The following is a 22,824-nucleotide window of genomic DNA, read 5'->3' as shown; positions in this document are numbered from 1 at the left end:
CTAACTGTTCCCAAAAATGTCCTGGTACGCCGTGGCCAGCCGGAGCGGCTCATGGACGGGGCGGCGTCCCGACGCCCCTACTTTACCCAAGACCACCTCCGCGCCGATCATGCCGGCGGCCTTCTCGAACTCCTGCCGGTCCGGTACCGACGCGGGATCGGCCAGGACCACGTCCACACTGAACTCGGGGGCGTAGCGCCGGAGGACGTGGAGGTGGTCGGCCGCCGTCATGCCGCTGGTTTCCTTGGTGTCCGTGGCGAGGTTCATGGTGAGGCAGCGTTTGGCAGGGGTGCTGCACAGTGCCTGCCGCATCTCCGGCAGGAGCAGGTGCGGGAGGACTGACGTGTACCAGGAGCCGGGACCCAGGACCACCCAGTCCGCCAGTTCGATGGCCGTCAGTGCGTCGGTGCAGGCAGGCGCGGCCTCGGGCAGGAGCCGGACCTCCTCCAGCGAGCCGGCCACGGCACAGCGTGCCTGGCCGTGGATGGTGTGCAGGGCAGTTCCGCCGTCGGGTGCGGTGACGCGGACGTCGCCTTCGATGGTGAGCGGGACCGTGGACATGGGCAGCACCTGGCCGCGGGCGCCCAGCAGCGCACCGGCCCATTTGAGTCCTGCGACGGCGTCGCCCAGCAACTCCCACAGGGTGACGATCAGGAGGTTGCCCATGGCGTGCTCATCCAGCGAACCCCCGGGGCCTTTCCCGGCCCGGAACCGGTGCTGCATGACGTCACGCCAGGTGCGTCCCCAGTCGGTGTCGTCGCACAGCGCGGACAGCGCCATGCGGAGGTCTCCCGGCGGGAGGACGCCGTACTCTTCGCGCAGGCGCCCGGACGAGCCGCCGTCGTCCGCCACCGTCACCACTGCGGTGAGCTCGGAGGTGAGCAGGCGCAAAGCCGACAGCGAGGCCGCCAGGCCGTGCCCGCCACCCAGGGCCACGACGTTGGGGCCCTTGTCCTGCTGGCCCGAGCCCTTACCAGCGGCCGGCGGCACCAGGGGCAGGGCTCCGGTGAACAGCGCCATTACTCGCGGCCCAGATCCCGGTGCGCGGTGGTCACCGTGACCCGCGGATACTGCGCGAGTTTCTTCGAGAGTTCAACCGCGACGGCGACGGAGCGGTGCTTGCCGCCCGTGCAGCCGACGGCGATGGTGGCGTAGTGCTTGTTCTCCCTGCGGTATCCCTCCAGGACCGGTTCCAGGGCCAGGACGTAGCGGTCCACGAAGTTCTTCACGCCCTCGGCCTCCAGGACGTAGTCGCTGACGTCCTTGTCCAGGCCGGTCTGCGGGCGCAGCTGGGGCACCCAGTGGGGGTTGGGGATGAACCGGACGTCGGCCACATAGTTGGCATCGACCGGGAGGCCGTACTTGAAGCCGAAGCTCATGACGTTGAGCCGCAGGGCCACCGGGCCGGTTTCACTGAACAGTTCGGTGATGGCCGTGGCCAGCCCGTGGACGTTGTAGTTGGAGGTGTCGAGGACGACGTCGGAGCTGTCGCGCAGTTCCTGCAGCAGCTCACGTTCGGCGGCGATGCCGTCAAGGATGCGTCCGCCTCCCTGCAGCGGGTGCGGGCGCCGGCCCTGTTCGAACCTCCGGACCAGGACGTTGTCGCTGGCGTCGAGGAACAGGACGCGGAAGGTCACACCGCTGGCCGCCAGGGCCCCCAGGGCTGCACGGATATCCGCAAAGAGTCCCTTGCTGCGGACATCGATCACCACGGCCAGCCGTGGAATCGACTGCGGGGCGTGGGAGACCAGCTCCGCGAGCGTGCCCAGCATCTGCGGCGGCAGGTTCTCCACGACGTACCAGCCGTGGTCCTCCAGCGCGTCCGCGGCGGTGCTCCGTCCGGCGCCGGACATCCCGGTGACCACCAGCAGTTCCGCTTCGAGCGGCTTGACGGGCTCCAGCCCGTCGTGGCCCGCTCCGGATCCCGCGGTCGTGTCTGCCATGAAGCCTGCCCCGTTTCCTCGTTGTTCCCGGGGCCGCCGCTGTGGCACTGCCCCGTCCTTTACCCTAGCTAAGTTTCAATGATTTCGCCGGTGGTCATGTTGATCGCGGGCACGGTCACGGCCTCGGCCCCCTCCGCCGCGAAGTGGTTGACGATGGCCCCGGCCAGGGCAGGGCCAATGCCCTTCGCCTCTGCGAGCTCCTCCACCGTGGCGGCCTTCACGCCCTTGACGGATCCGAAGTGCGCCAGCAGGGCTTTCCGCTTGGAGGCGCCCAGGCCCGGGACGGCGTCCAGTGCCGACACCGTCATGGCCTTGCCGCGCTTCTGCCGGTGGAAAGTGATGGCAAAGCGGTGGGCCTCGTCGCGGATCCGCTGGAGCAGGTAGAGTCCCTGCGAGGTCCGGGGAAGGATCACCGGGAAGTCGCTGTCCGGAAGCCAGACTTCCTCCAGGCGTTTGGCGAGCCCCACGACGTAGACGTCGTCGATCCCGAGGTCCTTGAGTGCACGGGCGGCCGCGTTCACCTGCGGCTGGCCGCCGTCCACCACCACCAGGTTGGGCGGGTAGGCGAACTTGGCCTTTGGCGCCGGCGTGGTGCTGTCCAGCACCTCCGCGCCCGGTGCCGCCTCCGGGCCGTCAGCTTCCAGCACGGATTCGTCCACCTGCGCCGACTTGTCCTGGAGGTAGTGGCGGAACCTGCGCGTCAGGACGTCGTGCATGGCGGCGGTGTCATCAGCGGCCGCGGGGCCGGTGATGGAGAACTTGCGGTAGTCGGACTTCTTGGGCAGCCCGTCCTCCACCACCACCATGGAAGCCACGACGTTGGTGCCCTGGACGTGGGAGACGTCGAAGCATTCGATCCGGAGCAGGGGAACCGGAAGGTCCAGGGCTTCCTGCAGCTCCTGGAGGGCCTGCGACCTGACAGTGATGTCACCTGCCCGCCGTGTCTTGTGAAGCTTCAATGCGTGTTCGGCATTCTCGCGCACAGTGGACATCAGTGCCGCCTTGTCACCGCGCTGCGGCACCCGGATGTCCACTTTGGCGCCGCGGATCCCGCCCAGCCAATTGGCCAGGTCTTCCTGGTTGCTGGGGGCCACCGGCACCAGGACTTCACGGGGCAGCCGGCCGTGCGTGTCGCCGTCCTCCCCGTAGACCTGCTGCAGCAGGTGCTCCACCAGGTCCGGGGTGGTGAAGTCCTCCACTTTTTCGACTACCCAGCCGCGCTGGCCTCGGATCCTGCCGCCGCGGACGTGGAACACCTGGACGGCGGCTTCGAGCTCGTCTTCGTGCAGGGCGAAGACGTCGGCATCGGTGTCCTCGGAGAGCACCACGGCGTTGCGTTCGAATACCTTCCGCAGCGCGGTGATGTCGTCACGCAGCCGGGCTGCGTGCTCGTAGTCGAGCTTCGCCACGGCGTCGCCCATCTGCTTTTCCAGCTTATTGATGAAGCGTTTGGCTTCGCCGCCCATGAAGGCACAGAAATCGTCGGCCAGTGCCCGGTGGTCCTCCGGCGAAATCCGTCCGACGCACGGCGCGGAGCACTTGTCGATGTAGCCCAGCAGGCAGGGCCGGCCGCTTGCCTCGGCCCGCTTGAAGACGCCGGCGCTGCAGCTCCGGACGGGGAAGACCCGGAGCAGGGTGTCCATGGTCTCCCGGATGGCGCCGGCGGTGTAGGGGCCGAAATAGCGGGTCCCTTTCCGTTTGTCGCCGCGCATGACCTGCACCCGCGGGTACTTTTCGCTCATGGTCACGGCCAGGTAGGGATACGTCTTGTCATCCCGGAACACCACGTTGAAGCGCGGCTTGAATTCCTTGATCCAGGTGTATTCCAACTGCAGCGATTCGAGTTCGCTGCCCACCACGGTCCACTCGACGCTGCTGGCCGCGTGGACCATCGCATAGGTCTTGGGCAGCAGCCCCGCCGGGTTGGCGAAGTAGGAGTTCAGCCGGGACCGGAGGCTTTTGGCTTTGCCCACGTAGATGACCCGGCCGTGCGGATCACGGAACCGGTAGACGCCCGGGTTGGTGGGGATTTCACCGGTTTTGGGCCGGTAACTTGCTGGATTTGCCACCTATCAAGTCTACTGAGTCGCGCCGGCTCTCCATGCCAACCGGAGCATCCAGACCCGGTCCGGGCCTGCGTGCGGCGGTTTCCGGTTACTCGGCGGACTTGCTCTGGTTGTAACTGGCGGAGCGCTCCTGGCCGCTGAGGCCGGCGATTGCGTCCATGATCCTGTCCGTGACCTCGCGGCGGGCCGGCAGTGAGTGGTCCGGTCCCGTCTTGTCGAAGTACAGCGGCTCCCCCACCTTCATGGTGAAGTGCTGCGGCTTGACCCCTTTTTCGCCGGCACGCTGAAGCTTTTCGGTCCCGATCAGCCCGACGGGGATCACGGGCGCCCCGGTGGTGAGGGCCAGCCAGCCGACGCCGGTGCGTCCCCGGTAGAGGATGCCGTCGCGGGAGCGCGTGCCCTCGGGGTAGATGCCGATGCCGCGGCCGGACTCCAGGATGTCCAGCAGGGTTTTCAGTGCCTGGACGCTGGCTGCCTGCTCACCCCGCTCCACGGGGATGGAGCCGACGGATTCGAAAAAGGCTTTCATGACCTTGCCCTTGACGCCGCCCGTGGTGAAGTACTCGGCCTTGGCAAAGAAGGCAACCGGCCGCGGCATCAGGGCCTGGACGATCACGCTGTCGAAGAAGGACAGGTGGTTGGGTGCCACGATAAAGGGGCCATCGGAAGGGACGTTTTCGAGTCCGACGACGGTGGGCCGGCAGGTGCCGGCGATCAGGTTGCGCGTGGTCCAGCGGACGGCATCAAACATTTCCATCGTTGACCACCCCGCTCATGGCCGCGGTGTGGACCGCCTGCAGCCGCTCGATGACCGCTACCAGTTCCTCGCCCGTGCTGACGACCGCCACGGATCCGGCTTCCTCCAGCTCCCCGTCGGGCGCGAATCCCCAGACAACTCCAATGCAGTCCAGCCCGTTGGCGATGGCACCGGACACGTCCTGGGCGCGGTCGCCCACCATAATGGCGTGCTGGGTGTCCAGGTCCCTCAGGGCGGCGGCGATGATCTGGGTCTTGCCCAGGGGGACGCCTTCCACCAGCGTTTCGTCGTCGGCAGAGCCGTGGATGCCGTGGAAGAGGCCGTCGATGCCGTGGTGTGCCAGGACTTTATGCGCCAGCCGCTGGGGTTTTTGCGTTGCCACAGCAACGGGGCGTCCCGCCGCCGCGAAGGATTCCAGGATTTCCCGGATACCGGGGTAGAGCCGGCTCTGGGCAATTCCCCTGGCGACGTAGTGTTCGCGGTACCGGTGGACCACCTCTTCCAGGCGCTCCGCGGGCACGTTTGCCACGTTGAGCAGGGAATCGCTCAGCTTGGGGCCAATCATCGAATCGAGCAGGTCCTGGCCGGGAACCGGGAGCCCCAGCCCGCGGAGGGCTGAGGCAATCCCTTCAGTTATTCCACCGGCCGGATCGACAAGAGTGCCGTCCAGGTCAAAGATCACGGGCACTGTTGTTGAAGTCACCGGGTTAGTTTCTCACGACAGCAGGAATGCCTGAAACTCGCATTCCCGTCCAGGAATACTTCCATGCGGTTTCCGTCGGTCAGCCGAGTATTTCGGCCAGGAACTTTCCGGTGTGGCTGGTGGAGGACTTGGCCACCTGCTCCGGCGTTCCCGCCGCGACGATCTGGCCGCCGCCGGAGCCGCCGTCCGGCCCGAGGTCCACCAGCCAGTCGGCGCTCTTGATGACGTCCAGGTTGTGTTCGATGGTGATCACCGTGTTGCCCTTGTCCACCAGCCCCTGCAGGACCATGAGCAGCTTCCGGATGTCCTCGAAGTGCAGGCCTGTTGTTGGCTCGTCCAGGACGTAGATGCTGCGGCCGTTGGACCGCTTCTGCAGTTCTGCCGCAAGCTTGACCCGTTGCGCCTCACCGCCGGAGAGGGTGGTGGCCGGCTGGCCCAGGCGGACGTAGCCCAGTCCCACGTCCACCAGGGTGTTCAGGTGGCGTGCGATGGGTGAGAACGCCGCAAAGAACTCCGCGCCCTCCTCGATGGGCATGTTGAGGACGTCGGCGATGGTCTTGCCCTTGTAATGCACCTCCAGGGTTTCCCGGTTGTAGCGGGCACCGTGGCACACCTCGCACGGCACGTAGACGTCCGGCAGGAAGTTCATCTCGATCTTCAGCGTGCCGTCACCGGAGCATGCCTCGCAGCGTCCGCCCTTGACGTTGAAGGAGAACCGCCCGGGAAGGTAGCCACGCACCTTTGCTTCGGTGGTCTCGGCGAAGAGCTTGCGGATGTTGTCGAACACGCCCGTGTACGTGGCCGGGTTGGACCGCGGGGTACGGCCGATGGGGCTCTGGTCCACGTGGACCACCTTGTCCAGGTGTTCCAGGCCCTGCACGGTCTTGTGCCGGCCCGCCACCTGCTTGGCCCCGTTGAGTTTGTTCGCCAGCACCTTGTAGAGGATCTCGTTGACGAGCGTGGATTTGCCCGAACCACTCACGCCGGTCACCGCGGTGAAGAGTCCCAGCGGGAAGGCTGCGTCGACGTTCAGGAGGTTGTTCTCCCGCGCGCCCACCACTTTGATCTCACGCTTTTTGTCGTATTTACGGCGTTTCTTCGGTACCTCGATGGCCTTGCGGCCGGACAGGTAGTCGCCGGTCAGCGATTCCTTGTTGTCCAGCAGCTCCTTGTAGGTCCCGGAGTGGACAACCTGGCCGCCGTGCTCGCCGGCGCCGGGTCCGATGTCCACGATCCAGTCAGCAACGTGGATGGTGTCTTCGTCGTGCTCCACGACGATGAGGGTGTTTCCCATGTCGCGGAGCCGGGTGAGGGTTTCGATCAGCCGGCGGTTGTCCCGCTGGTGCAGGCCGATGGAGGGTTCGTCCAGGACGTAGAGGACGCCCACCAGGCCGGACCCGATCTGGGTGGCGAGCCTGATGCGCTGCGCTTCGCCGCCGGAGAGGGTGGCGGACGGACGCTCGAGGTTGAGGTACTCCAGTCCAACGTCCAGGAGGAACGTCAGGCGGGCCTGGATCTCCTTGAGGACCTGGTGGGCGATCTGGGCTTCGCGCCCGGTCAACACCAGGTTGTTCAGGAACTCCGCGCAATCCCGCATGGGCAGCGCGGCCACCTCGGCGATGGACTTGCCGTTGATCAGCACCGACAAGGATGCCGGGTTGAGGCGTGCGCCGTTGCAGGCGGGGCAGGGAACCTGCCGCATGTATTCCTCGTAGCGGTCGCGGGCCCAGTCCGAATCGGTCTCGCCGTGCTTGCGGTGGACGTACTGGATGGCGCCTTCGAACCCGGTGCTGTACTTGCGTTCGCGGCCAAAGCGGTTGCGGTACTGCACCACCACCTTGTGGTCCTTGCCATGCAGGATGGTCTGGCGTACATCCTTGCCCAGCTTCTCCCACGGCGTGGCCATGGAGAAGCCCACTTCCTTGGCCAGGCCTTCCAGGAGCCGGTTCCAGTATTCGGTGGTGGCCGTGCCCAGCGACCATGGTGCGATGGCGCCCTCCGACAGGGACAGCTCCGGGTTGGGCACGATGAGTTCCTCATCAACCTCAAGCCGGGTGCCGATTCCACTGCAGGCGGCGCAGGCGCCGAACGGGTTGTTGAATGAGAACGAGCGGGGCTCGATCTCATCGATGGCGAGCGGGTGCTCGTTGGGGCATGCAAGGTTTTCGGAGAACGCCCGGATCCGTCCCGGCGCATCGGCTTCGAGGTCCACGAATTCGGCCAGGACGCGGCCCTCGGACAGCCCAAGGGCTGTTTCGATGGAGTCCGTGAGCCGTTGGCTGATGCCTTCCTTGACCACCAGGCGGTCCACTACTACTTCGATGGTGTGCTTGAACTGCTTGCCGAGCTTGGGAGGATCGCTCAGCTGGACCAGGTTGCCGTCCACCCGTGCCCGCGAATATCCCTTTGCCGTCAGTTCCTTGAAGAGGTCCACGAACTCGCCCTTGCGTCCGCGCACCACCGGTGCCAGGACCTGGAAGCGTGTGCCCTCGTCGAGTTCAAGGAGCTGGTCCACGATCTGCTGCGGGGTCTGCTTGGACACCGGCTCGCCGCAGACCGGGCAGTGCGGCCTGCCAACACGCGCCCACAACAGTCGCATGTAGTCGTAGATTTCGGTGATGGTGCCCACCGTTGACCGGGGGTTCTTGCTGGTGGATTTCTGGTCGATGGAGACCGCCGGGGAGAGGCCTTCGATGAAATCGACGTCAGGCTTGTCCACCTGGCCCAGGAACTGGCGTGCGTAAGCGGAGAGGGATTCAACGTAGCGCCGCTGGCCTTCGGCGAAAATGGTGTCGAATGCCAGCGAGGACTTCCCGGAGCCCGAGAGGCCGGTGAAGACGATCATGGCATCACGCGGCAGGTCGAGGTCCACGTTGCGCAGGTTGTGCTCCCGCGCGCCCTTCACCACGAGGCGGGAGAGGTCCGGACGCTGCAGGGAGGCAGCAGGGGGGACGGCGAGGGAGGTGGCGGGGGCAGGGGTTTCTTCAGCTAAGGCTTTAGGCACCCCATAATGCTAATCGAAAACTTTTTCGAACATCGACGGTTCCGCCCTCAGGGAACATCGTAGGCGGCGGCCAGGAGTTTCACGGCCTCGGCGAAGCTGGCGCCCTGGGATTTGGCGACGGCGGCATAGGCGGCAGCGGCCTCGGACAGGCCACCCAGCCTCTCGTCACGTGCCGAGACCACGGTCCCGTTGCGTCCCCGGGTGGCAACGATGCCGGCCGCCTCCAGTTCCTTGTACGCCCTTGCCACGGTGTGCGGGGCGACGTCGAGTTTCTCTGCAAGGGCCCGCACCGCAGGGAGCCTGGTACCCGGCGCCAGGGCGCCGTTGTCCGCCAGATGGATGACCTGGAGCCGCAGCTGTTCGAACAGCGCCACGCTGCTGGCCGGATTGGGCCGCCAGGAACCGGGAAACTCTCCGGCGGCGCTCACAGGCCGTTCTCCAGGACCTCTGCCCTGCCGTCCCGTTCGGCAAACTGGGCGTTGTACAGCTTGGCGTAGTAACTGTTGGCGGCAAGCAGGCTTGCATGCGTACCCTGCTCAACGATGCGTCCGTGGTCCATGACGAGAATTAGATCAGCGTTGCGGATAGTGGACAAACGGTGGGCGATCATGAAGCTCGTCCGTCCGTGGCGGAGCCTCTGCATCGCCTGGCGGATGAGCAATTCCGTCCTGGAATCCACGGAACTGGTTGCTTCGTCCAGGACCAGGACGGCCCGCCCCGCAAGCTGCGCCCGGGCGATGGTGAGCAGTTGCCGCTGGCCCTGGCTGAGCGGCTCCCCGCCGTTTTCCAGCACCGTTCCGTATTCGTGGGGCAGCGACCTGATGAAGCGGTCCGCGTGGGTGGCCTCAGCGGCAGCGACGATGGCAGCATCCGGCGCGCCAGGCAGGCCGTAGGCGATATTTTCGCGGATGCTGCCGTCGAAGAGCCAGGAATCCTGGAGGACCACACCGAACTGCGCCCGCAACTGGTCCCGGGGAATTGCGGCAATGTCCTGCCCGCCCATGGTGATCACGCCGGATGAGGGTTCCAGGAACCGCATGAGGAGATTCACCACGGTGCTCTTGCCTGCGCCGGTGTGTCCCACGATGGCTACTGCCTGCCCCGGCTCCACGGTGAAGGTGAGGTTGCGGACGGCGGGCACGGATCCGGGGTAGCCGAAGGTGACGTCATGGAAGGTTATGCGGCCGCCGGCCGGGGTGGCGGCACCCTGCCCGCCCGGCTCCGGCGGGTCTTCGCCGGCGTCCAGGAGGACGAATACCCTGGCGGCCGACGCCGCGCACGACTGCATGACGTTCAACAGCCCGCCGATCTGGCCCACCGGCTGGGTGAACAGCCGGCTGAACTGGATGAAGGCCTGGACTCCCCCGATGGTCATGGCGCCTGCGATGACCTGCAGGGCCCCCACCACGGCAACCGCGATGTAGTTGAGGTTGGACATCAGCACCATCAGTGGCTGGACCACCCCGGCTGAGTACTGCGCCTTGGCTGCCGCCCGCGCCAGGCGTCCATTGCTGCGGGTGAAGACGTCCGCCGCCTGTTCCTGCCGGCCGAAAGCCTTGATGACTTCGTGGCCACTGATGAATTCCTCCACGTGGCTGTTCAGTTCCCCGGTCTCCTTCCACTGCCGGGCAAAATGCTCCTGGGACCGCCTGGCCACCAGGACCGTGATCAATGTGGAGACGGGGACGGTGGCAATGGCGATGGCCGCGAGCAGCGGTGAGATCCACAGCATCATGGCCAGCGAGCCGCACAGCATCAGGACCGACACGATGAGCTGGGTCAGGACCTGGTTCAGGGCCTGGGCGATGTTGTCGATGTCGTTGGTGGCACGGCTCAGCACGTCACCGCGGGAGCGTTCGCGGAAGTAGGTGGAGGGCAGCCGGTGCAGCTTGTCCTCCACCGACGCGCGCAGGCGGTACATGAGCCCCTGCACGGCCCGGGCGGTCAACGCGCCCTGGACCCAGTTGAACAGGGAAGCAAAGACGTACATCGTCGCCACGGCTGCCAGGAGGGCTCCGAGGCGTTGGTCCAGGCTGCCCTGGAGGACGCCCTCCACCACCTCGTCGGTGGCATCACCGAGGTACTTGGGTGCCGCGACGTTGAGGACGGCAAAGGCACAGGTGGATCCCACCGCTCCGAGCATCTGGAGCCGGAAGGGGCGCAGGAGGCCGAGGAGCCTGCCGGCCGTTGGCCAGAACCTGTACGCCGTTTCCCCGGCTTCTTCCCCAGCCGTCACAGCGTGCCGTCCAGCGCGAGCTGGGATTCGGCAATCTCGCGGTAGGTGGCGGACGTTTCCAGCAACTCCCGGTGCGTTCCCTGCGCAACGAGGCGGCCGTCGTCGAGCACCAGGATGAGGTCCGCGTCCTCCACGGCTGAAATGCGCTCGGCCACGATGACCACCGTCGCGGCGGCGAGCGCCTGTTCCAGGGCCTGCCGCAGCCTGGTGTCCGTGTCGTAGTCGAGGGCGGAGAAGCTGTCGTCAAACAGGTAGAGGGGCGCCTTTCGCAACAACGCCCGGGCGATGCACAGCCTTTGCCGCTGCCCGCCGGACAGGCTGGCGCCTCCCTGGCCCACGGGAGTGGCAAGACCCAGCGGGAGGTCATCCATGAACCGCATGGTCTGCGCCGTTTCCAGGGCCGTCCACAGTTCCCCGTCCGTGGCCCCAGGCGCGGCCATCCGCAGGTTGTCGGCGATAGTGCCGGTGAACAGGTGGGAATGCTGGGGCACGATGGCCATCGCTGCGCGCAGCTGGTCCAGGGGCAGGTCCCAGATGTCGTGGCCGGCCAGCAAGATGCGGCCCTGGGTGGGGTCGAGGAACCGTGGAATCAGGTTCAGCAGCGTGGTCTTGCCGCTCCCGGTTGCGCCCACGATTGCGGTGGTGGTACCGGGAGCCGCGGTAAAGCTGATGTCCGCAAGCACGGGAGCTTCTGCTCCCGGGTAGGAGAAGCCAACGCCGTGGAAGGCCAGGGTTGCCGGCTGTGACAGGTCGGGCCGGAGCTGCTGCGGCCCGGCCGGACTGGTGACGGAGGGCTCGGTGTCCAGCACCGCCTGGATACGTTCGGCGCAGACGGCTGCCCGCGGCGCCGTCATCAGCACATACATGGACATCATGATTGCCAGCAGGATCTGCATGATGTAGGCGATGAACGCCGTGAGCGCTCCGAGGTTCATGAGTCCTGACTGGATACGGTGGCCCCCGAACCACACCACGGCAACCGAACTGGTGTTGACCACCAGCATGATCATCGGCAGCATCCCGGCCACCAGGAGCGCCGATCGGAGGTTGTTGGCGGTCAACCGTGCGTTGACCGCCGCGAAACGCCGCCCTTCATGGCCCTGGCGGACGAAGGCGCGGATCACATCCACACCGATGATCTGTTCGCGCAGGATGCCGCCGGACCGGTCCAGCAGTTCCTGGCCCTCCCGGTAGAGCGGAATGAGCCGGCGGACGATCAGATACATGATCAGCAGCAGCAGGGGCACGATGACGATGACGACGACGGACAGCACCACGTCCTGCTGGACGGCCAGCACTATCCCGCCGATGCCCATGGCCGGCCCCGCGAAGAGCATGGTGAAGACAAGCAGGGCGAACGCCTGGATCTGCTGGACATCGTTCGTGGCGCGGGTGGTCAGGCTTTGGGTTCCGAACAGGGCCACGTCCTGGGAGGACAGCGTCTGGATCCGGCTGAACACCTCTGCCCGCAGCCGGTGCCCGATACTCATGGCAACGACGGCTCCGAGGTAGCCCGCCGCGATGGCGGAGGCTGCCTGGACCACGGCGATGGCGGCCATGAGCATGCCGAGCCGTGAGATCACGTCGGGCTTGCCCGCCACGATCCCGTCATCGATGATGGCCGCGTTCACGGTAGGCAGCAACAAGTTCGCGCCTGCCTGGACAAGCTGGAGCACAACGATCGCCCACAACTGCGCGTGTTTGCCGGCAAGCTGCCGCTTTAAGAGTCCGACCAGCAAAATACCCCCTGCAGATGCCTACGGCCGAAGAGGGGGCCAGCGGCTTGACCCCAAAGCACAGTGGCCATTGTAAGCCAGATCACTTTCAGGCGCTGTCATGTCCTGTGACGTGCTGGAAAACACGGCGTCCGGGCCCCTACTCCTCCTTGCGGCCCACGGCAAAGATCCGCCGGAATGGAAATACGGTGCCGTGCGCCCCCTGGGGGTAGGCCTCCCGGAGGGCGGCTGCGTACTCCGCTTCGAAATGCCTGGCGTCGTCGTCGCGAAGGACGGCCATAACCGGCCGCAGTGCCGTGCCGCGGACCCACTCCAGCACGGGGTCGGGCCCCTGCAGGACCTGCTGGTAGCTCGTTTCCCAGGCATCCGCCGCACAGCCGGCGTCGAGCAGGATGCCCAGGTAGTCCGCGGGCTCCCCCACCGACTCCCCGCCGCGCAGCACGCCGCCCAGCTTGGCCGCCCAACGGTCGGACGCCGCGAGTTCCCGCATCAGGGAATGCGAGGGGGCGTTGAAGTTGCCCGGCACCTGCATGGCGAACCAGGCTCCCGGGCGGAGGGCCTTCAGCCACCTGCGCATCAGGTCCTGGTGGTCCGGCACCCACTGCAGGGCTGCGTTGCTCACCACGACGTCTGTCTCCCCAGTGGGCATCCATTCGGCGATGTCGGCATGTTCGAACCTCAGGGCGGGGAATGCCTGCGCCAGCGGGGCGGCCTTTGCCAACATCTCCGCGGAGGAATCCAGGCCAACCACCTGGGCGCCGGGCCAGCGTTCGGCCAGGGCAGCTGTCAGGTTCCCCGGCCCGCAGCCAAGGTCGACCACCCGCACGGGGCGGTCAGCATGGATCCGGCCAGTCAGGTCGAAGAACGGCCTGTTCCGGTGGTCATCGAATTTGACGTACTTTGCGGGGTCCCATTTCATGATTTTCTCCAGGTTCTGGCATGCACGGCGGCCAGGCGTAGCCTAACCCGGCCGGACCGCCTGATTCGCCCGCAACGTGGCACTAAGGTTTAAGTCAATGAAACTCGTTGACCAGCTGAGCGATCTGTCCGTCCCCAACACCGCCGCCGTCGACCCCGACGCCCTTTACACCCGGTTCGTGGAGTGGACGGAAACCCGCGGCCTGTCGCTGTACCCGGCCCAGGACGAAGCCATCATGGAGCTGGCAACGGGCGCGAACGTCATCCTGGCCACGCCCACGGGGTCCGGGAAGTCGCTGGTGGCGATCGCCGCGCACTTCCAGGCCATGGCCCAGGGACGGCGGAGCTACTACACCGCCCCGATCAAGGCGCTGGTGTCCGAAAAGTTCTTTGCGCTCTGCGACATTTTCGGCGCGGAGAACGTGGGCATGATCACCGGTGACTCCGGGGTCAACCAGGATGCACCCATCATCTGCTGCACCGCGGAAATCCTGGCCAACATCGCATTGCGGGAGGGCGCTGCAGCCGAACTCGGCGCAGTGATCATGGACGAGTTCCATTTCTACTCCGACCCGCAGCGCGGCTGGGCCTGGCAGGTCCCGCTCCTGGAGCTTCCGCAGGCACAGTTCCTGCTGATGTCCGCCACCCTGGGTGACGTCAGCCGCTTCGAGGAGGGGCTGACGTCGCTGACGGGCCGGGCCACCACCACGGTGAGTTCTGCCGAGCGGCCCATTCCGCTGCACTACTACTACCACCAGACCCCGGTCCACGAGACGCTGGAGGAACTGCTCTCCACGAAGCAGGTGCCGGTCTATGTGGTGCACTTCAGCCAGCTTGAGGCGATTGACCGTGCCCAGAACCTGATGAGCATCAACGTGTGCACCCGGGAGGAAAAGGACCGGATCGCAGAGCTCATTGCCAATTTCCGGTTCGCCGCCGGGTTTGGCAAGACGCTGAACCGGCTGGTGCGGCACGGAATCGGCGTACACCACGCCGGCATGCTGCCCAAGTACCGACGGCTGGTGGAGCAGCTGGCCCAGGCAGGACTATTGAAGGTGATCTGCGGGACGGACACGCTGGGCGTGGGTATCAACGTCCCCATACGTACCGTGCTGCTCACCGCCCTGAGCAAGTACGACGGCGTCCGCACCCGCCTGCTCAACTCACGTGAGTTCCACCAGATTGCGGGCCGGGCCGGCAGGGCGGGCTATGACACCGCCGGGACGGTGGTGGTGCAGGCACCCGAGCACGTGGTCGAGAACGTCAAGGCCATGGCGAAGGCCACGGCCAAGTTCGGTGACGACCAGAAGAAACTCCGCCAGGTGGTCAAGAAAAAGCCGCCCGAGGGTTTTGTTTCCTGGGGTGAGCCCACCTTCAAGCGGCTGGTGGAATCTGTCCCCGACCCCCTGACGTCAAGCTTCACGGTAACGCACGCCATGCTGATGAACCTGATGGAACGGCCCGGCGACCCCTTCGCCGCGGCCAGGCGGCTGCTCACGGAAAACCACGAGCCGCGCTCCTCCCAGCTGCGGCTCATGAAGAAGGCGCTGGGCATCTACCGCGAACTCCTCGCCGCCGAAGTCATCGAACGGATCCCGCCGGAGGAGCAGGGGCCAGATGGCCGCACGGTCCGCCTGACGGTGCACCTGCAGCCGAACTTCGCCCTGAACCAGCCACTCTCCCCCTTCGCACTTGCCGCACTGGACCTCCTTGACCCGGAGTCGCCGTCGTACGCCCTGGACGTGGTGTCCGTCATAGAGGCGACCCTGGAGAAGCCGCGGCAGATCCTGTCGGCGCAGCAAAAGAAGGCCCGCGGGGAGGCCGTGGCCGCCATGAAGGCCGACGGCATCGAGTATGACCAGCGGATGGCCATGCTGGACGAGGTCACCTACCCCCAGCCGCTCGCCGATATCCTGGGCGAAGCGTTCGAGGTGTACCGGAAGGCCGCACCGTGGGTGGGCGACTTTGAGCTCGCCCCCAAGTCCGTGGTCCGCGACATGTACGAGCGCGCCATGAACTTTGGCGAATTCGTCCAGTTCTACGGCCTGGCCAGGTCCGAAGGCATCGTCCTGCGGTACCTCGCTGATGCCTTCAAAGCGCTGCGCCAAACCGTTCCCCAGGACATGCTCCGGGAGGACCTCGAAGACCTTGTGGCCTGGCTGGGTGAGCTGGTCCGGCAGGTGGACTCCAGCCTGCTGGACGAGTGGGAGGAGCTGGCGTCCGGTGCGGCGCCCACGCCCCACGACGCGCCGCCGCCCCCGCCGCCGTCGCTCACCTCGAACATCCGCGCGTTCCGGGTGATGGTGCGCAACGAGATGTTCCGCCGCGTGGAACTTTTCGCCGACGAGGACGCCACCGCGCTGGGAGAGCTCGACGCCGGCTCCGGCTGGGGTGCCGAGCGCTGGGAAGATGCGCTGGACGACTACTTCGACGAACACGACGACATCGGGACGGGACCGGATGCGCGGGGTCCCGGCCTGCTCATCATCACCGAAGAACCGGGGACCTGGAAGGTCCGCCAGATCTTCGACGACCCGGCGGCCAACCATGACTGGGGCATCTCGGCGGAGGTGGACCTGGCGGACTCCGACGCGACCGGAACAGCCGTGGTGAGGGTGACGGATGTGAACCGGCTCTAGCCCCGGACCGGCCCTTCCCCTGCCTGCGGCGGTACCGCCGGACCCGGCGGTAAGCTCGAACAATGAGTGTAATCCGCCCCGCAACCCGGCACGATGTTCCCGCCATCCTCCGCATGATCCACGAACTGGCGCATTACGAGAAGGAACCCGACGCCGTCCGGAACACACCGGAATTGCTGGAGCAGGCCCTGTTCGGCGACAACCCACGGATCTTCGCTGCCATGGCAGAGGACGCGGCAGGCACCGTGCAGGGCTTTGCGTTGTGGTTCCTGAACTACTCCACATGGGAAGGCGTCCACGGGATCTACCTGGAAGACCTTTACGTCAGCCCGGAGGCACGGGGAGAAGGGCATGGCAAGGCCCTGCTGCAGCACCTTGCCGCTATCGCCGTGGAGAACGGCTACGCACGCGTGGAATGGAGTGTACTGGACTGGAACGAGCCCTCCATCAATTTCTACCGCCGCCTTGGTGCCCGCCCCATGGACGGGTGGTCCACTTTCCGGCTCACCGGGGAGGCGCTGGACCAGTTTGGATGTGCGGCCTCCCGCGGCTCCCTTTCCGCCCATGCCCAGGGCTGACGTGCGCCGGGCAGCGGTCCCCGCTGCGGGCCATGAGGTCAGGGCAACGCACGAATTCCGTGGCATGCGCACCGTGGAGCACTACTTCACGGTCCCCCTGGACCATTCCGCACCGCCCGACGGCTCCGCAGAGACCATCACGGTGTTCGCCCGCGAGTATGTCTCGGCGGCGCACAGCGCGGAGGCGGCCGCACAGCTGCCCTGGCTCCTTTTCCTGCAGGGCGGCCCGGGCGGCCGCGGCAACAGATGGGGCTCCCTGGGCGGCTGGAGCAAGGCCGCAGCGCAGGACTTCCGCATCCTGATGCTGGACCAGCGCGGCACCGGGCTCTCGACGCCCGTCGACCGCAGGACCTTGCCCGCCCGCGGGTCCGCTGCCGAACAGGCTGCCTACCTGGAGCATTTCAGGGCCGATTCGATCGTGGCGGACGCGGAGCTGATCCGCCGTGCCCTGGAATCACCCGCCTGGACCATCTACGGCCAAAGCTATGGCGGCTTCTGCGCCCTGACATACCTGTCCTTCGCCCCCGAAGGACTGCGCGAAGCCCTCATCACTGGCGGCCTGGCACCTCTCACGGGCAGCGCGGACGACGTGTACCGGGCCACCTTCCAGCGCGTAGCGGCACGGAACGACGAATACTTCGGCTGGTATCCGGAGGACCGGGATGCGGTGGAGCGGATTGCCCGCCACCTGCGCTGCACACCGGAACTCCTGCCCGACGGCAGCCCCCTCACCGTGGAGCGGTTCCAGATGGCCGGCGCATTCCTGGGCGGCAACACCCGGGTGGACAGCCTGCATTACCTGCTGGAGGACGCATTCGTGGACACCGCGGGTGGCCCCAGGCTGTCCGACACTTTCCTGGAGCAGCTCCAGGGTGTGGTCTCGCGGCGTTCAAACCCGCTGTACGCCCTCATGCATGAATCCATTTACGGCCAGGAGCAGGCCACCAACTGGTCAGCCTGGCGCATGCTCCGGGAGAACCCCTGGTTCAGGCCCGACGCCGAACCGCTGCTGCTGACCGGCGAAATGGTGTACCCGTGGTACTTCGAGCAGGACCCGGCCCTCCAGCCGCTGCGGGAGGTGGCCGACCTGCTCGCCGCAAAGCAGGACTGGAAGCCGCTGTACGACCCGGAAGTGCTGGCCGCCAACACCGTTCCCGTGGCAGCGGCGGTCTACTCGCACGATATCTACGTTGACCGGGACCTTTCCCTGCGCACGGCGGCTGCGGTGCGCGGGCTGCAGGTCTGGGAGACGGCCGACTTCCACCATGACGGGATCGCCGACGACGGCGAGAGGATCTTCGCCCGCCTCCTGGGCATGACCCGCTCAGGCGGCCGCTGACCGCCGGTGTGACGTGCGGGTGACGACAGCGGCGGCCAGGACGGCCGCCCCGATGGTACCGCCCAGCAGGTTGAGGCCGAGGTAGCCGGCAAAGCCCAGGACCAGTCCGGACACGGCGCCTCCCAGGGCACCTGCGGCGCCCATCAGCATGTCGGAGACGCCTTGGACAGCCACCCGGGCGTCCTGGCCAACGCTCTCGGCGAGCAGGGTGGAGCCGGAAATCGTGGCCGCGGACCAGCCCATGCCCAGCAGGACCAGTCCTGCGGCCACTGCGCCGGTCGAGGCCTGGCCGAACCCGGCAACGGCGACGGCGGCGATCAGCAGCGCGAAGCCGATCATGATGGTCTCTATCCGGCCCGCCCTGTCAGTCAGCCAACCCATGACCGGGGAGAGCGCGAACATGCCTGCGATGTGCAGCGAGATGGTGAAGCCGATGATGACCAGCACGTCCCCCTCGGCGATGTGGCCGGCATGCGGGCCCGGTCCTTCCACCAGGTGCTGCAGGTGCAGCGGGGTCATGGACATGACACCCACCATGACTGCGTGCGCTGCCACAACGCCGGCGACGGCCAGCAGTGCCATCCGGGAGCTGCGGATAGCCCGCAGTCCACGGTCCAGCGAGCCCCGCGCGGCCGCTGCGGCGGGCTGGGTCCTTGCCGGTGGGGAGCCTTCCGGTTGGGCGCCTTCCATTTCGGCACCTTCCGGGGCCGTGCCGGCGGCAGGGGTGGTGGAAGGCGCGCCACTTCCCCGTTCCGCGGTGGCGGCGTTGTTGGCCGCGGCAAGGCGGCGTGCCAGCAGCAGCGGGTCCGGGCGAAGACCGGCGAACAGCAGCACGGCGGCGATGAGGAGCCCGGCCCCGGAGATCACGAACGGTCCCGCGATGGGCGGCAGCCCCAGCGCAGTTCCCACCGCCGTTCCGGGCTGGATCAGGTTGGGGCCTGCCACGGCACCGACTGTTACCGCCCAGACCACGGTGGACAAGGCCCGCCCGCGGTGCTCGGGGGCAGCGAGATCCACTGCGGCAAACCGTGCCTGCAGGGTCGCTGCCGTGCCGATGCCGATGCCTGCCGAGCCCACGACCAGCAGGACGAAGAGCCCGGTGGCAACGGCCAGGACCATGAGGACCGCCCCTGCCAGCGCCGCCGAAAGGCCGGCCACCTGGCCCGCCCGGCGCCCACGCCGTTCCGCCAGCGATGCCAACGGCAGGGCTGCGGCCGCCGCCCCGAGGGTCATCACCGTGGCCACGGAGCCCGCCCAGGCACTGGAGCCGGACAGCTCGACGGCCAGGATGGAACCAATGGACACGGTCGATCCCGTCCCGAGTCCACCGAACACCTGGGCCACGCTCAAGAGCAAAACGGTACGTCGCTGCACCTGGCGCGCGCCCTGATCCATCACAAGCGTGCGGGCCATGATCTGAGCATAGTCCTGCGCCGGCGGGACCCACAGGGGTGCGGAACCCGTCCGTGCTGCGGAGGCTTAAAGGGGTAATCCCGGCCGCTCAGGCGGCCGGGATTACCGGAGGGGAATGCGCCGGGGCGCGCCTACTCGGCGTCGCTGTGGCTCTTCCGGGCGTCCTCTTCAAGCCGCGGATCCACCGTGGCAGCCTGGGCCTTGGAGCTGAGCAGGCTGGCGACGACGGCGACGATGATGGTGCCCACAATCACGGCGAGGGAGACGAAGGTGGGGATCTCAGGTGCCCACTCGATGTGCTGTCCGCCGTTGATGAAGGGAAGCTCGTTCACGTGCATGGCGTGCAGGACAAGCTTGACGCCGATGAACGCGAGGATGAAGGACAGGGCGTGCTTGAGGTAGATGAGCCGGTTCATCAGGCCACCCAGCAGGAAGTACAGCTGCCGCAGGCCCATCAGGGCGAACAGGTTGGCGGTGAAGACAATGAAGGGGCTTTGGGTCAGGCCGAAGATCGCGGGGATGGAGTCAACTGCGAACAGCAGGTCCGTGAGGCCGATGGTGACGAAGACGATCACCATGGGGGTGAAGACCTTCTTGCCGTTGACCACGGTACGGAGCTTGCCGCCGTCGAACTTCTCCGACATCGGGATGACCTTGCGGATCTTCGCAATCAGCGGGTTCTCGCGGTCCTCTTCCTCTTCACCCTCGTCCTGGGCCTGCTTCCAGGCCGTCCACAGCAGGAACGCGCCGAAGATGTAGAACACCCAGCTGAACTGTTCGATGACGATGGCGCCCAGCAGGATGAAGATGCCGCGCAGGATGAGCGCGATGATGATGCCCACCATCAACACTTCCTGCTGGTACTTCCGTGGCACGGAGAACCTGGCCATGATGATGATGAAGACGAACAGGTTGTCGATGCTGAGGCTGTACTCGGTCACCCAGCCGGCGACGAACTGGCTGCCGAATTCGGGCCCGGTAAAAGCGAACATTGCGCCGGCGAAGGCCAAGGCAAGGGTGACGTAGAAGGCCACCCACAGACCGGCCTCCTTCATGGACGGCTCGTGCGGGCGCCGCACCACCAGAAGGAGATCGATCAGGAGAATCAGGCCGAGGACGGCAAATGAGCCAACCTCGAACCATACGGGCAAGTCCAGCACAGGGCAGCCTTTCGCAGGGTACACAAAATGGTGTAAGTCTCTCCGGCCTGCCTGTGCACTTGGTGCTGATGTGGCGGCCCGCTACGCCCGGCGGGGCAGCTGTGCCCTGCGTGTTGACGATCGTAGCGCTTGGGATACTCCCCTACGTGCTTTAACTGTACCCCAGCCGGATGCCCGGCCGCGGACGTCAGGCGTGGCCTGCCGCCTGCATCTGCCTCAGCTCCTTCTTCAGCTCGCTGACCTCGTCGCGGATCCGCGCCGCCACCTCGAACTGGAGGTCTGCCGCCGCGCCATGCATCTGTTCCGTGAGCTGTGCGATCAGGCCCACCAGGTCCTCGGCCGGAGCCGCCGCCAGGCCGTCCGAACGGACCTGGGCCGCGCCCTTCTTGGCGCCGGCCTTGTTGGATCCGGTGATGCCGCGCTTGCCCTTGCCGTAGTCGAAGCTGCCCAGCAGCGCATCGGTATCGGCATCTTCCTTGGCCAACTGGTCCGTGATGTCGGCGATCTTCTTCCGCAGCGGCTGCGGATCGACGCCGTGTTCCTTGTTGTACGCCACCTGGATGGCGCGGCGACGGTTGGTTTCGTCAATGGCGTTGGCCATGGAGTCGGTGATCCGGTCCGCGTACATGTGCACCTGGCCGGAGACGTTGCGGGCGGCACGTCCGATGGTCTGGATCAGCGAGGTGGACGAGCGCAGGAACCCCTCCTTGTCCGCGTCCAGGATGCTGACCAGGGACACCTCGGGGAGGTCCAGGCCCTCACGGAGAAGGTTGATGCCCACCAGGACGTCGAAGGATCCCAACCGCAGTTCACGCAGGAGCTCCACCCGGCGCAGCGTGTCCACGTCCGAGTGCAGGTATTCCACCTTGACGCCGTGGCCCAGCAGGTAGTCGGTGAGGTCCTCTGCCATCCGCTTGGTCAGCGTGGTCACCAGGACGCGCTCGTTCTTTTCCACCCGGGTCTTGATCTCGCCGAGGAGGTCGTCGATCTGTCCCTTGGTGGGCTTGACCACCACCTCGGGATCCACCAGGCCGGTGGGACGGATGATCTGCTGGACGTAGCCGTCTGCCTTGCCCAGCTCATACTTGCCGGGGGTGGCCGAGAGGTAGACGGTCTGGCCCACGCGTTCGAGGAACTCGTCCCACTTCAGCGGCCGGTTGTCCATGGCGGACGGCAACCGGAAGCCGAAGTCCACCAGGTTCCGTTTGCGGGACATGTCACCTTCGTACATGGCCCCGATCTGGGGAATGGTCACGTGGGACTCGTCCACCACCAGCAGGAAGTCGTCCGGGAAGTAGTCCAGGAGGCAGTGGGGTGCAGTACCCGGCTCCCGCCCGTCAATGTGCGCCGAGTAGTTCTCGATGCCGTTGCAGAAACCCATCTGCTGCATCATCTCGAGGTCGTAGGTGGTGCGCATCCGCAGCCGTTGGGCTTCGACGAGCTTGTTCTGGCCCTCCAGCACCTTCAGCCGGTCCGCCAGCTCATCCTCGATCCGCTTGATGGCCCGCGCCATCCGTTCCGGCCCGGCAACGTAGTGCGAGGCCGGGAAGACGTACATCTCTTCCTCGTCTCGGATGACTTCGCCGGTAAGCGGGTGGAGGGTTTGGATGCTCTCAATCTCATCACCGAAGAACTCGATCCTGATGGCCAGTTCCTCGTACATGGGAATGATTTCCACGGTGTCGCCGCGCACCCGGAAGGTGCCGCGGTGAAAGTCCATGTCATTGCGGGCGTACTGCATGAAGACGAACTTGCGAAGGAGGTCGTCCCGGTTCATCTCGGCGCCGCGGCGGAGGGTCACCATGCCGGAAATGTATTCCTCAGGGGTTCCCAGGCCGTAGATGCAGGACACCGTGGCCACCACAATCACGTCGCGGCGGGTCAGCAGCGCGTTGGTGGCGGAGTGGCGGAGCCGTTCCACTTCCTCGTTGATGGAGGAATCCTTCTCGATGAAGGTGTCCGTCTGGGCCACGTACGCTTCGGGCTGGTAGTAGTCGTAGTAGGAAACGAAGTATTCCACGGCGTTGTTGGGCAGCAGTTCGCGGAACTCGTTGGCCAGCTGGGCGGCAAGGGTCTTGTTCTGCACCATCACCAGCGTGGGGCGCTGCACCTGTTCAATAAGCCAGGCGGTGGTGGCACTTTTACCGGTACCTGTGGCGCCAAGCAGCACCACGTCCTTCTCGCCGTTGTTGATGCGCTCCGTCAGCTCAGCGATGGCGGCGGGCTGGTCTCCGGCAGGTTTGAACTCGCTGATGACTTCGAAGGGCGCTACAACACGGTTGATTTCCTGCGCAAGGCTCATGAATCTAATTTACAGCCGGGCACCGACACT

General features: G+C 66.2%; 16 protein-coding genes. 3 read left to right on the top strand and 13 right to left on the bottom strand.

Annotated elements, in window-relative coordinates; genetic code table 11:
• From VIK36_RS10865 to VIK36_RS10820, 10 genes are all read right to left on the bottom strand, one after another.
• On the bottom strand, positions 1-1,020 hold the full coding sequence (locus VIK36_RS10865) for a gluconeogenesis factor YvcK family protein (RefSeq protein WP_324645201.1): 1,020 nt from the start codon (positions 1,018-1,020) through the stop codon (positions 1-3).
• Positions 1,020-1,943, bottom strand: coding sequence for an RNase adapter RapZ (gene rapZ / locus VIK36_RS10860; RefSeq protein ID WP_159632064.1), 924 nt, complete (start codon positions 1,941-1,943; stop codon positions 1,020-1,022). Before rapZ ends, VIK36_RS10865 begins: the two co-directional genes overlap by 1 nt.
• 68 nt (positions 1,944-2,011) lie before the next feature.
• A complete protein-coding gene (gene uvrC / locus VIK36_RS10855) occupies positions 2,012-4,012 on the bottom strand; it encodes an excinuclease ABC subunit UvrC (RefSeq protein WP_324645200.1) in 2,001 nt (666 codons plus the stop codon).
• A gap of 85 nt (positions 4,013-4,097) precedes the next feature.
• Complete coding sequence (locus tag VIK36_RS10850) at positions 4,098-4,766, bottom strand: lysophospholipid acyltransferase family protein (protein WP_159632066.1); 669 nt, start codon at positions 4,764-4,766, stop codon at positions 4,098-4,100.
• Entirely contained in the window at positions 4,753-5,469 is a 717-nt protein-coding gene (locus VIK36_RS10845) for an HAD hydrolase-like protein (RefSeq protein ID WP_224026035.1), read from the bottom strand. Before VIK36_RS10845 ends, VIK36_RS10850 begins: the two co-directional genes overlap by 14 nt.
• A gap of 79 nt (positions 5,470-5,548) precedes the next feature.
• Entirely contained in the window at positions 5,549-8,473 is a 2,925-nt protein-coding gene (uvrA, locus tag VIK36_RS10840) for an excinuclease ABC subunit UvrA (RefSeq protein ID WP_324645199.1), read from the bottom strand.
• 47 nt (positions 8,474-8,520) lie between these two features.
• Positions 8,521-8,901, bottom strand: coding sequence for a GntR family transcriptional regulator (locus tag VIK36_RS10835; protein WP_255172157.1), 381 nt, complete (start codon positions 8,899-8,901; stop codon positions 8,521-8,523).
• Complete coding sequence (locus VIK36_RS10830) at positions 8,898-10,709, bottom strand: ABC transporter ATP-binding protein (RefSeq protein ID WP_324645197.1); 1,812 nt, start codon at positions 10,707-10,709, stop codon at positions 8,898-8,900. Before VIK36_RS10830 ends, VIK36_RS10835 begins: the two co-directional genes overlap by 4 nt.
• A complete protein-coding gene (locus tag VIK36_RS10825; RefSeq protein ID WP_255172155.1) occupies positions 10,706-12,448 on the bottom strand; it encodes an ABC transporter ATP-binding protein in 1,743 nt (580 codons plus the stop codon). The genes VIK36_RS10830 and VIK36_RS10825 overlap by 4 nt, the downstream gene beginning before the upstream one ends.
• A gap of 136 nt (positions 12,449-12,584) precedes the next feature.
• Complete coding sequence (locus VIK36_RS10820) at positions 12,585-13,364, bottom strand: trans-aconitate 2-methyltransferase (RefSeq protein ID WP_255172154.1); 780 nt, start codon at positions 13,362-13,364, stop codon at positions 12,585-12,587.
• Between the two features lie 97 nt (positions 13,365-13,461).
• Here VIK36_RS10820 and VIK36_RS10815 point away from each other — a divergent pair, with 97 nt between their 5' ends.
• The 3 genes from VIK36_RS10815 (at position 13,462) to VIK36_RS10805 (ending at position 17,919) form a co-directional block, all read left to right on the top strand.
• The gene (locus tag VIK36_RS10815) at positions 13,462-16,002 is read left to right on the top strand and encodes a DEAD/DEAH box helicase (protein ID WP_255172153.1); all 2,541 of its coding nucleotides are present in this window, start codon (positions 13,462-13,464) and stop codon (positions 16,000-16,002) included.
• A gap of 62 nt (positions 16,003-16,064) precedes the next feature.
• Positions 16,065-16,580 carry a GNAT family N-acetyltransferase gene (locus VIK36_RS10810; RefSeq protein ID WP_255172152.1) on the top strand — a complete coding sequence of 172 codons (516 nt, stop codon included), beginning with the start codon at positions 16,065-16,067 and terminating at the stop codon, positions 16,578-16,580.
• A complete protein-coding gene (locus tag VIK36_RS10805) occupies positions 16,567-17,919 on the top strand; it encodes an alpha/beta fold hydrolase (RefSeq protein ID WP_324645195.1) in 1,353 nt (450 codons plus the stop codon). The genes VIK36_RS10810 and VIK36_RS10805 overlap by 14 nt, the downstream gene beginning before the upstream one ends.
• Here VIK36_RS10805 and VIK36_RS10800 read toward each other — a convergent pair.
• From VIK36_RS10800 to uvrB, 3 genes are all read right to left on the bottom strand, one after another.
• Complete coding sequence (locus VIK36_RS10800) at positions 17,905-19,332, bottom strand: MFS transporter (RefSeq protein WP_324645194.1); 1,428 nt, start codon at positions 19,330-19,332, stop codon at positions 17,905-17,907. The two genes, VIK36_RS10805 and VIK36_RS10800, sit on opposite strands and share 15 nt — an antisense overlap.
• Before the next feature lie 131 nt (positions 19,333-19,463).
• A complete protein-coding gene (locus tag VIK36_RS10795; RefSeq protein WP_159632075.1) occupies positions 19,464-20,492 on the bottom strand; it encodes a TerC family protein in 1,029 nt (342 codons plus the stop codon).
• A 187-nt stretch (positions 20,493-20,679) separates the two neighbouring features.
• Entirely contained in the window at positions 20,680-22,794 is a 2,115-nt protein-coding gene (uvrB, locus tag VIK36_RS10790) for an excinuclease ABC subunit UvrB (protein ID WP_159632076.1), read from the bottom strand.
• Between the last annotated feature and the right edge of the window lie 30 nt (positions 22,795-22,824).

This window comes from Pseudarthrobacter sp. LT1, assembly GCF_035621795.1.
In the GTDB taxonomy this organism is placed as follows: Bacteria; Actinomycetota; Actinomycetes; order Actinomycetales; family Micrococcaceae; genus Arthrobacter.
This window is presented reverse-complemented; position numbering and strand designations above follow the sequence as displayed.

Excerpts from the sequence above, each read along its gene's own strand:
- VIK36_RS10865 (WP_324645201.1), bottom strand. The coding sequence starts at position 1,020 with ATGGCGCTGTTCACCGGAGCCCTGCCCCTGGTGCCGCCGGCCGCTGGT.
- rapZ (WP_159632064.1), bottom strand. The coding sequence starts at position 1,943 with ATGGCAGACACGACCGCGGGATCCGGAGCGGGCCACGACGGGCTGGAG.
- VIK36_RS10850 (WP_159632066.1), bottom strand. The coding sequence starts at position 4,766 with ATGGAAATGTTTGATGCCGTCCGCTGGACCACGCGCAACCTGATCGCC.
- VIK36_RS10820 (WP_255172154.1), bottom strand. The coding sequence starts at position 13,364 with ATGAAATGGGACCCCGCAAAGTACGTCAAATTCGATGACCACCGGAAC.
- VIK36_RS10815 (WP_255172153.1), top strand. The coding sequence starts at position 13,462 with ATGAAACTCGTTGACCAGCTGAGCGATCTGTCCGTCCCCAACACCGCC.
- VIK36_RS10810 (WP_255172152.1), top strand. The coding sequence starts at position 16,065 with ATGAGTGTAATCCGCCCCGCAACCCGGCACGATGTTCCCGCCATCCTC.
- VIK36_RS10805 (WP_324645195.1), top strand. The coding sequence starts at position 16,567 with ATGCCCAGGGCTGACGTGCGCCGGGCAGCGGTCCCCGCTGCGGGCCAT.
- VIK36_RS10800 (WP_324645194.1), bottom strand. The coding sequence starts at position 19,332 with ATGGCCCGCACGCTTGTGATGGATCAGGGCGCGCGCCAGGTGCAGCGA.
- uvrB (WP_159632076.1), bottom strand. The coding sequence starts at position 22,794 with ATGAGCCTTGCGCAGGAAATCAACCGTGTTGTAGCGCCCTTCGAAGTC.